This window comes from Nocardia yamanashiensis NBRC 100130 (assembly GCF_001613325.1).
GTDB lineage: Bacteria > Actinomycetota > Actinomycetes > Mycobacteriales > Mycobacteriaceae > Nocardia > Nocardia yamanashiensis.
In genome coordinates this window covers 454,947-465,154 of the sequence record NZ_BDCD01000011.1, presented here as the reverse complement: position 1 = coordinate 465,154, position 10,208 = coordinate 454,947, and the positions used below count along the sequence as shown (strand labels likewise).

Annotated in this window: 8 protein-coding genes; 6 read left to right on the top strand and 2 right to left on the bottom strand. The window is 69.5% G+C overall.

Annotated features, from left to right (window positions below):
* Positions 1-16: 16 nt before the first annotated feature.
* The 6 genes from NY1_RS12805 to NY1_RS12780 all read left to right on the top strand — a co-directional run bounded on the left by NY1_RS12805 (position 17) and on the right by NY1_RS12780 (position 7,428).
* On the top strand, positions 17-3,727 hold the full coding sequence (locus tag NY1_RS12805; RefSeq protein WP_084534891.1) for an AMP-binding protein: 3,711 nt from the start codon (positions 17-19) through the stop codon (positions 3,725-3,727).
* Positions 3,724-4,716, top strand: coding sequence for a daunorubicin/doxorubicin resistance ABC transporter ATP-binding protein DrrA (locus NY1_RS12800; protein ID WP_067711413.1), 993 nt, complete (start codon positions 3,724-3,726; stop codon positions 4,714-4,716). The genes NY1_RS12805 and NY1_RS12800 overlap by 4 nt, the downstream gene beginning before the upstream one ends.
* A complete protein-coding gene (locus NY1_RS12795) occupies positions 4,713-5,543 on the top strand; it encodes an ABC-2 transporter permease (RefSeq protein ID WP_067711410.1) in 831 nt (276 codons plus the stop codon). The genes NY1_RS12800 and NY1_RS12795 overlap by 4 nt, the downstream gene beginning before the upstream one ends.
* A gap of 1 nt (position 5,544) precedes the next feature.
* Entirely contained in the window at positions 5,545-6,366 is an 822-nt protein-coding gene (locus tag NY1_RS12790; RefSeq protein WP_067711407.1) for an ABC transporter permease, read from the top strand.
* 121 nt (positions 6,367-6,487) lie between these two features.
* The gene (locus tag NY1_RS12785) at positions 6,488-6,997 is read left to right on the top strand and encodes a peroxynitrite isomerase (RefSeq protein WP_067711616.1); all 510 of its coding nucleotides are present in this window, start codon (positions 6,488-6,490) and stop codon (positions 6,995-6,997) included.
* A gap of 212 nt (positions 6,998-7,209) precedes the next feature.
* The gene (locus NY1_RS12780; RefSeq protein ID WP_067711405.1) at positions 7,210-7,428 is read left to right on the top strand and encodes a hypothetical protein; all 219 of its coding nucleotides are present in this window, start codon (positions 7,210-7,212) and stop codon (positions 7,426-7,428) included.
* 3 nt (positions 7,429-7,431) lie between these two features.
* Here NY1_RS12780 and NY1_RS12775 read toward each other — a convergent pair whose 3' ends face one another.
* Together NY1_RS12775 and NY1_RS12770 are read right to left on the bottom strand one after the other, a co-directional pair.
* Entirely contained in the window at positions 7,432-9,219 is a 1,788-nt protein-coding gene (locus NY1_RS12775) for a penicillin-binding transpeptidase domain-containing protein (protein WP_084534889.1), read from the bottom strand.
* 96 nt (positions 9,220-9,315) lie between these two features.
* Positions 9,316-10,179 (bottom strand): GNAT family N-acetyltransferase, encoded by an 864-nt coding sequence (locus NY1_RS12770; protein WP_233434305.1) that lies wholly within the window; start codon positions 10,177-10,179, stop codon positions 9,316-9,318.
* Positions 10,180-10,208: the final 29 nt, after the last annotated feature.

The window sequence follows — 10,208 nt, the reverse complement described above, 5'->3', positions numbered from 1 at the left end:
GGCCGCGCCGCGAGCGATGGGTGGGGCGCGCCCGCCGCAGTTCGTGTCGCGGACCGGGCAATCGCCGCTTCGGCCGGGCGGGCCCAGGATGCGCGGTCCGCACACGGCAGCTGCCGATCATCCGGCGTGGCTGATTTATACGTCCGGGTCGACCGGGATGCCGAAGGGCGTGTCGGTGTCGCATGCCGGGATCGCGGATCTGGTTGCCGCACAGCAGGAATTGCTGGGGCTGGATGCGAATTCGCGGGTTTTGCAGGTGGCTTCGCCGAGTTTCGACGCTTCCGCGTTCGAAGCACTCATGGCGTTCGGGGCCGGGGGGACGGCGGTGATTTCGCCGCCGGACGTGTTCGGCGGCGAAGCGCTGTCGGATCTCATTGCGGCACACCAGGTCACGCATCTGGTGATCACGCCGTCGGCGCTGGCGACCATGGATCCGGCCGCGGTGACCAGTGTGCGGGTGCTGGCAGTGGCCGGTGAGGCGATCGGTCCGGAACTGGTGGAGAAGTGGGCTCCGGGGCGGATGCTGGTGAACCTGTACGGGCCCACCGAATTCACCATCTGGGCAACGGCTTCCACACCGCTGCGGCCGGGGCAACCCGTCACCATCGGCCGGCCGATTCGCGGCGCGGCGACGCTGGTCCTCGACGACCGGTTGCGGCCGGTGCCGATGGGCGTAGCCGGCGAGTTGTATCTGGCCGGTCCGGCGCTGGCGCGCGGGTATCACCGGCGGGCCGCGCTGACCGCCGCACGGTTCGTCACCAATCCGTACGGCGGGCCGGGCGAGCGGATGTATCGCACCGGCGATCTGGTGCGGTGGACCGGGGATCACGATCTGCCGACCCTGGAATACCTGGGCCGCACCGACTTCCAGGTGAAGGTGCGCGGCCAGCGCATCGAACTGGGTGAGATCGACGCGGTGCTGGCCCGGGCCGAAGGCGTGGAATTCGCTGTCACGCTCGGTGTTCCCGGCCCCGGCGGCGGCACCGCGCTGGCCGCCTACCTGCTGCCCGAGGACGGACGGGAACTTGATATGGCCGCCGTCCGCGCCCACGCCGCCGACAACCTGCCGGGCTATATGGTCCCGTCCGCGTTCGTCGTCCTGGATGCCGTACCGCTCAACGCCGTCGGCAAGCTGGACCGGAAAGCCTTGCCGGAACCGGTGTTCGAGGCCGAGACCGAGTACCGCGCACCGCAGACCCCGACCGAGAAGGCCCTGGCGGCCATCGTCGCCGAACTGCTCGGCCGCGATCGCGTCGGCGTGCACGATTCGTTCTTCGCGCTCGGCGGCGACAGCATCCTGGCCATCCAGCTGGTGTCCCGCGCCCGCCTGCACGGCCTGGAACTCAGCCCCATGCAGGTGTTCGAGCATCGCACCGTCGCCGCCATGGCGGCCCTCGCCGACGACGCCGGGGAAGCCATTGTGCTGGAGGAACTCCCGGGCGGCGGCGTCGGCGACATCCCGCTCACGCCGATCGTGTCCTGGATGCTCGAACGCGGCGGCGACTTCGGCCGGTTCGCACAGACCGCGGTACTGGAGATGCCGCGCGGCATCACCCGCGAGCAGATCGTCGCCACCGTCACCGCCGTGGTGGACCGGCACGACATCCTGCGCGCGCGGCTGCGGCAGGAGGACGGCGACTGGCGGCTGCACACCGGCGAACCCGGCACCGTCGAGGTCGACAAGGTGCTCAACCGCATCGAGTTCAGCACCGCCAGCACCGTCGAACTGCGCGAATACGCCGCCACCGAACTGGATTCGGCGCTCAACCGCCTCGATCCGGCCGAGGGCGTCATGCTGCAACTGGTGTGGCTGGACCCGGTCGACGCCCAGCGCACCGGCCGGCTCATCCTGGTCGCCCACCATCTCGTCATCGACGGCGTCTCCTGGCGCATCCTGGTGCCCGACCTGATCGCGGCGTGGGCGCAGCTGTCCGGCGGCGCCGATCCGGTGCTCGCCGAACCGGGCACCTCGATGCGACGCTGGTCGCACGCCCTGCACGAGGAGGCGCACAGCCCGGCGCGCACGGCCGAGCTGGACTACTGGCGCACCGTGGCCGCCACCCCCGATCCGGCCATCGGCCCGCGCGAACTCGATCCGGCCGTCGACACCGCCGCCCGGGTGCGGGCCATCGACATCACGGTGCCCGAGGAGGTCACCTCGGCGCTGCTCACCACCCTGCCCGGCCTGTTCGACGGCACCGTGGAAGACGCCCTGCTCGCGGCCCTGGCCCTGGCGGTGCAACGCTGGCGCGGGGCGAGCGGCGACGAACCCGATTCGGTGCTGATCCGTATGGAAGGACATGGACGACAGCAGGAGATCGTGCCGGGCGCGGACCTGTCGCGCACCGTCGGCTGGTTCACCACCGTGTATCCGGTGCGCCTGGACCTGCCGGGCATCGATCTGGAGGCGGCGCGCCTCGGCGGACCCGGCATGGGCGAGGTGATCCGCGCGGTCAAGCATCAACTGCTCGATGTGCCGGACAAGGGCATCGGGTACGGGCTGCTGCGCTACCTGAACACCGAGACCGGGGCGCAATTGCCGCACCGGGTGCCCGGGCGGATCGGGTTCAATTATCTGGGCCGCTATGCCGCCGCCGATATCCCCGCCGGGCTGGAAGGGCTGGGCTGGCTCCCCACCGACGAACTCGGCGACCTGCACGCCCCCGAGAGCCCGGACGTCCCGGTGACCGCCGAGGTCGAGATCAATGCCGTGGTGGTCGGCGACCGCATGCAGGCCACCTTCACCTATCCCGGCACCCTGCTGGGACGCGGTGATGTGGCGGCGCTGGCCTGGCTGTGGGTGGAAACCCTCACCGCGGCAGCGAGTTTCGCGGCGTCACCGGCGGCGCAGGAAGCCTCGGCCGCCGAGGCGGAGTTCATGGCCGAGCGGGCTCGGGCCGCCGCGGAAGCGGAACTCGCTGCCGCCCAGGCGGATTCCTCGCCCGGACTCGGCCTGGACGTGGTGCTGCCGATCCGGGTCGGCGGCGAGCAGCCCGCCCTGTTCTGCATCCACCCCTCCTCCGGAATCGCCTGGACCTACCTCGGTTTCGCCGAGAACCTGCGCCCCGGCCGCCCGGTCTACGGCTTGCAGGCTCCCGACCTGTCCGGGGAGGCGCACGCGGACAGCATCGAGGACTTCGCCGACCGCTACGTCCGCGAGATCCGCCGCCTGCAACCCGAGGGCCCGTATCACGTACTGGGCTGGTCCTTCGGCGGCCTCATCGCGCACGCGGTCGCGGTCAAACTGAAGGAGCAGGGCGCGGAGATGGGCGCGCTGGTGCTGCTGGACGCCGACAGCACCGATATCGACGGCAACAGCATCGAAAAGCTCAGCGCCGGTTCGTTCGTCGCCACCTTCGGCTCGGTCTTCGGCATCACCGATATGCCCGAGGACGCCACCGCCGAGGAGGCCGCCGACCTGATCCGCGATCGCATGGGCGGCGTATCCCTGGTGGACGCGACCACGCTGGAGCGCATGGCCGCCTCCTACAACGCGTCCGCCCGCACCCGTACCGGCTACCAGCGGCCGGTATACCACGGTGACGCACTGTATTTCAGCGCCACCGTGGACCGTCAGGAGATCTTCGGACCGCAGGGCTGGCACCCCTGGATCACGGGCGAGATCACCAGCCACGACATCGAAGCCACCCACGAGGAACTCACCGCGCCCGATGCGCTGGCGGCCATCGCCGCACTCCTCGACGAATATCTGGGAGAGACACAGTGAAACCCGGCAGCGGCGTGGACGGCGTGGTCGTCGAAGGCGTCGAGAAATCCTTCGGTGCGGTACAAGCCTTGCGCGGCATCACCTTCAAGGCCGCGCCCGGCGAGGTGCTCGGCATTCTCGGGCCCAACGGCGCGGGCAAGACCACCACCGTCAATATCCTGTCCACCCTCATCGCCCCCGATGCCGGCCGCGCCCTGGTGGCCGGGCACGACGTCACCTCCGAGGCGGCGGCGGTGCGGCGCAGCATCATGCTGACCGGGCAGTTCGCCGCCCTCGACGACGCCCTGAGCGGCTACGAGAACCTGGTCATGTTCGGGCGGCTGATGGGCCTGCGCAAACGCGCCGCCAAGACCCGCGCCGACGAACTGATCGGCGAATTCGATCTCACCGCGGCCGCGGGACGGCGGGTCGGCACCTATTCCGGCGGTATGCGCCGGCGCATCGACATCGCCTGCGGGCTGGTGGTGCGGCCCGAGGTGGTGTTCCTCGACGAGCCCACCACCGGGCTGGATCCCCGCAGCCGCCAAGGGGTCTGGGATCTGGTGGGCGGATTCCGCAAGCACGGCATCACCACGCTGCTCACCACCCAGTACCTGGAGGAAGCGGACGCGCTGTGCGACCGCATCATCGTGATCGATCAGGGCGTGGTCATCGCCGACGGCACCGCCGACGAACTCAAGGCGCGCACCGGCGGCAGCTACTGCGAGGTGGTGCCGCTGCGCATGGAGGAACTGCCGACCATCGTGGCCGCGCTCGGCGACCTGCTGCCCGCCGCCAATCGGGAAGCGCTGACCGGTGATTCGGACCGCATCGCCATCCCGGCCCCCGAGGGCGCGAAGACCCTGGCCGAGGCGTTGCGCCGGCTCGACGGGGCCGGACTGGAACTGGTCGACATCGCCCTGCGGCGGCCCTCGCTCGACGATGTGTTCCTCACCCTCACCGGGCATATGACCGAGAAGGAACCGGTCAACGGGCAGGTCCGGCCGTGACCGCCACGACCGCCCCGGGCGGCTGGCTCACCAGCACCCGCGCCACCCCGGGCACGCTGCAGCAGTGGTGGGTGCTGACGGTGCGGCTCATCGTGCCGTCCATCACCACCGGCGAGATCCTCACCTCGATCCTGGCGCCGATCTCGTTCACCGCGAGCTTCTACATTCCGCTCAATCGCGTGATGTCGTTCTCCGGCACCGGATTCAGCAGCTACGCGCAGTTCATGGCCCCGATCGTGATCCTGCAAGCCGCCGCGTTCACCGCCATCTCCGCGGCGTTTCGCGCGGCCACCGATATGGTGTCCGGCCTGGACCGCCGCTTCGACGCCATGCCCATGCATCCGCTGGTGCCGACGGCCGCGCGCATGGCCGCCAACGTCTTCCGGCTCACCATCGCCATGATCACGGCACTGGTCTGCGTGCACGTCATCGGCTTCCGCTTCTACGGACCCTGGTCGCACACCGTGGGTTTCGTGGCGCTGGGCATGCTGATCGGCATCGCGTTCTGCCTCGGCGCGGACGTCATCGGCACCGTCACCAAGAGCCCCGAGGCCACCACCCAGATGCTGGTGCTGCCGCCGCTGATTCTGGGCATGCTCTCCACCGGCCTGGCTCCGGCCTCGCAATTCCCGCACTGGGTGCAGGCTTTCGTGCGCAACCAGCCGGTTTCGCAGTTCGCGTACGGGATACGGGCGCTCGGCGGGGACAAGCCGCCGCGCTTCACCGTGGTCACCGACGCGGTGCTGATCCCGCCGCTGCTGTGGTGCGCCGCCATCATCGCGGTGTCGCTGTACTTCACCGTCCGGCTGAACCTGAAGAGGTCGTGACATGGCCACCCTCGACGCCACCGCGCCCACCGACACCATCGATATGCCCGAGGCCTCGGCCCCGGCCCTGCTGCGCCACACCTGGATCCAGACCCAGCGGCTGCTGCTGCGCTGGGTGCGCGATCCCATTACGCTGCTCGAGACGCTGATCGTCCCGTGCCTGCTGCTGCTCATGCTGGACATCGTGGTGGGCAATCAGATCGAGAAGTTCTCCCATCACAGCGCCCTCTACGGTTCGGTGCCGATGGTCACCCTGGTCGGCGCGCTCTCGGGCACGGTGGCCAGCGGGGTGATGCTGGGCCGGGAACGCGATGCCGGACTGCTCGCGCGGTTCTGGGTGCTGCCCGTGCACCGCGGTTCCGGACTGGCCGCCCGCATCCTCGCTGAGGGTTGCCGGATATTCGCTGGAACGCTGATCATCGTCGGCTTCGGCATGCTGCTCGGCTTCCGGTTCCAGCAGGGCCCCTTGGCCGCGTTCGCCTTCCTCTGGCTGCCGGTGCTGTTCGGGCTGGCGTTCGCGACCATCGTCACCGCCATCGCCGTCTTCACCGCCAAGTCCACGCTGGTGGAGGCCATCGCCATCCTGACCTCGCTGCTCATGTTCTTCAGCACCGGATTCGTGCCCTTGGCCGCGTACCCCAGCTGGATTCAGCCGGTGGTCCGCAACCAGCCCATGTCGGTGACCGTCGACACCATGCGCGCGCTCGCCGAGGGCGGGCCGATCGCCGGACCGTTCGTGCACACCGTGCTGTGGTCGGTCGGCGCGATCGTGGTCTTCGCTCTGCCGGCCGCGTACGGCTACCGCCGGGCGAGCCGCCGCTGACCGTCGAATCCCCTTGTTTGCCCCCACTCGAAGATCACAAACCCCCGATCCAGCCCCCTTTCCGGAAATACCGGGACAACGGCGCGTCGTCCCGCCGCCGGATGCCCGGCGGCGAACTAAGCTGGCCGCCGTGCTCGAACCCGAAACCGCCGTCGCGCCCCACCCCGACATCGCCCATCTGGCCCCGTTACTGGGCACCTGGAAGGGGCGCGGGCAGGGCGAATACCCGACCATCGACTCCTTCGAATACCTGGAGGAAGTGCATTTCGGTCATGTCGGGCGGCCGTTCCTGACCTACCGGCAGCGCACCCGCGCCGCCGACGGCAGCCGGCCCATGCACAGCGAGACCGGGTACCTGCGGGCCATCGGCGGGGACCGGGTGGAGCTGATCCTGGCGCATCCGACCGGCATCACCGAGATCTGCGAGGGGCGGCTGGTCACCGAGGGCGGGGATCTGCGCCTGGAACTGGACTCGACCGCGATCGGCCTGAGCTCGAGCGCGAAATCGGTTACGGCACTGGGCCGCACCTTCGACCTGTCCGGGGACACCCTCGGCTACACACTGCGGATGGCCGCGGTGGAGCAGCCGCTGCAGCATCACCTGGCCGCCACCCTACATCGGTCAAACTGACCGGTCTCTTTTTTCGAGCCCGAATTCCGCTGTGACCTGCGCCACTCTCGTTCGGCGAGTGTGCGGGGTCACACTCGGGCCTTGCCTGGGGCATGACGTCCGGTTTACCGTTTGTTTCCGGCGGCAAACAGTCAGCCAACCCTAATGAGCAATGGTCCTCCGAAACAGACCTTTCGGGTCTCCTGAGTCATCCCCGAACAAGGGAGCAGGATATGAAGCGTTCGGCTCTACTGCTACTCACCACCGCGGGCATGATCCTCGCGGGCGCCGGCGTCACCGAGATCCTCGGCGACGCGTCCAGCGCCGGACCGCCGTCGCGGACCCTGGCCCAGCAGCGCTACGTCTCCGACGAATCCCTCACCGGCGGTATCCAACCCGCGGCCTGCGTGCGCGAATCGACCTTCGTCCCGCAGTTCCCCGCCGACCGCTGACCCTCAGTACCCCGGCGGTAATGCCGTGACCATATCCCGCGTCACCGCCACCGCATTGTCGGAACTTCCCCCGCGCACCACCAGCGTCGCCCAGGCCATATCGCCGCGGTAGCCCACGAACCACGAGTGCGAACCGCCGTCCACCTCGGCCTCCCCGGTCTTGCCGTACACCTCGCCCTGATCGGCGATGCGTTCGGCGGTGCCGCCCAGCACCACCTTGCGCATCATCATGCGCAGGCCGTCGATCACCTCCGGCGACAGCGCCGGGCGATCGCCGTCGACCTTGGTGGGATGGCCGGAGATCAGGAACGGCACCGGCACAGCGCCATTGGCGACCGTCGCGGCCACCAGCGCCAGCCCGAACGGGCTCACCAGCACCTTGCCCTGCCCGATCCCGTCCTCGGCGCGCTGCACCAGATCGTCGTCCTCGGGCACCGAACCCGACACCGTCGGCAGGCCCACGATCGTGTAGTCCGGGCCGATGCCCAGCGCCGCCGCGGCCGTGCGCAGATCCGCGCCGTCCAGCTCGGAGGCGATCTTGGCGAAGGCGGTGTTGCAGGAGCGCTCGTAGGCGGTGGCCATCGGGACGTCGCCGACGGTGAAGAGGTTGTAGTTCGGAATGGTGCGCTCCCCCACCACGATCCGGCTCGGGCACGGCACCACGGTATCGGGGGTGGCCAGCCCGTTCGCGATGGCCGCCGCCGCGGTCACCGTCTTGAAGGTGGAGCCCGGCGGATACATGCCCGAGGCCGCCACCGGACCGTCCTTGTCCGCCTCCGCGTTCTGCGCGATGGCCAGGATGGCGCCCGTGGACGGCTGGATCACCACCATCATGGCCTGCTCCTGGCGCAGGTCCACGGCCCGCTGCGCGGCATTCTGCACGAAGCGGTCGACGCTCAGCGAGAACGACGGGGAGGCCTGCGGCTCAACCTCTTTCAGCACGTCGGTGTCCGCGCCGTTGGAGTTCACGGTGACGACGCTCCAGCCGGCCTTGCCGTCCACCTCGTCGATCACCGTCTTGCGCACCTGGGTGAGCAGGTCGGGTGCGAAGCGGCGATCGGTCGGGACCATGTCCCATTCCTTGTTGTAGGTCACCCCGGCCAGCCCGAGCAGCTCCGAACCGACCTGGTCGAACTCCCATTCCGAGAGCTGGGCGATGGTCACCGGGCCGTCGGCCTTGCGCACCGCCGACCAGATGGCGTCCGCGGTGAACTTCTCGTCGATGGGCTGCAGCGCCGCCGCCAGCGCCCGCGCCACCGCGCCGGTATCGGCCCCTGCGACGCGTTTGAAGGTCACCCGGTACATGGGTCCCGGCACCAGCACATCGCTGCCGGAGCGCTCGTTCACGCGGGCGCGCGGGGCGGGATTGGAGCGCAGTTGCAGGGTCTGCGTATTGCCCAGCTGCGGATGGATGTTCGCCGAGTTCCAGCGCACCGTCCATTTGCCGTCGCTGCGGCCCATCTGCAGCTGGCCCTTGTAGGTCCACACGCGTTCCTTGGGCAGATGCCATTCGTAGTTGTAGTCGACGATGGCGGTGTCGCCGGTGACGCGGGCGTCGCCGGTGTGCGCGACCAGTTTCTCGGCCTGCAGGTTCTCCCAGGCGGAATTCAGTGCGGGGGCGGCCTTTTCGGGCTGATTGGTCAGGTCGGCCGCCGCCTGGGCGTCATGGTCGGCGAAGGCGGTGACGAAAGCGTCGGCGGCCTGCGCCGGGCCCTGGGGGCCGGTGGCGCACCCGGCCGCGGCTATCGAAATCGCGACGGCGATCAGCAAGGTCATACCCCGTGTGGACATCGGCACACATGGTAGAGCCAACTACCGGCAAACATCGGCGACACACTGCGCCGGAACGGATTTCACGCCGAACTCACAGCCGGCTCCGGCGCGGCGTCAGTCCAGCAGCACCGTCGCGAAGGTCGCCACCTGCTGGAAGCCGACCTTGTCGTAGGCGCGGCGGGCGACCTCGTTGTAGCAGTTCACGTACAGGCTGGCGGTGCGGCCCGAGGCCACCACGACGTTCGCGACGGCCGCCGTGCCCGCGGTGCCGAAGCCCTTGCCGCGATATTCGGGATGCACCCAGACGCCTTGGATCTGGCCGGTGCGCCGGGACAGGGCGCCGACCTCGGCCTTGAACACCACTTCACCGTCTTCGAATCGCGCCCAGGCGCGGCCGGATTCGATGAGGCTCGAGACCCGGCGGCGGTAACTGCGCCCGCCGTCCCCGGCGCGCGGATCGACGCCGATCTCCTCGGTGAACATGGCGACGGCGGCGACCAGATAGCGGTCGATCTCCTCCGGGCGCACCCGGCGCACCTTCAGATCGGGCGCGATACCGGCGGTCTTCTCCAGCGCCAGCAGCGGTTGATCGTCGCGTAGCTCGCGCGGCTGACCCCAGTGCTCGGTCAGCAACTCCCAGAGCGGGAGCGCGAGTTCGCGGCGGCCCACCACCGACGAGCACACCCGTGCCCCGCGCACGGCCCGATCGGCGAAGGCGCGCAGGTCTTCCGGACCGCCGCGCAACGGCACCAGATTGGCGCCCGAGAAGCACAGTGAGTCCTCCGGACCGCCCCGGCTCCACAGCTCGCCGTAGACGCCGCGCGCATCCAGCCCGTACTCCTGGAGGCGCGCGGCCACCATGCAGCTCGCCACCGGGTCGGTGTCGAGCACGCGCAAAACCTGTGTCAGATCGCGGTTCGCGAGCTGACGGGCTCCGGACGGTTTGGTCCGGCGAGTCGGCTCCAGCACACTCCGCACGTTCACAGCCTGCCAGAAAGAGTGAAAAC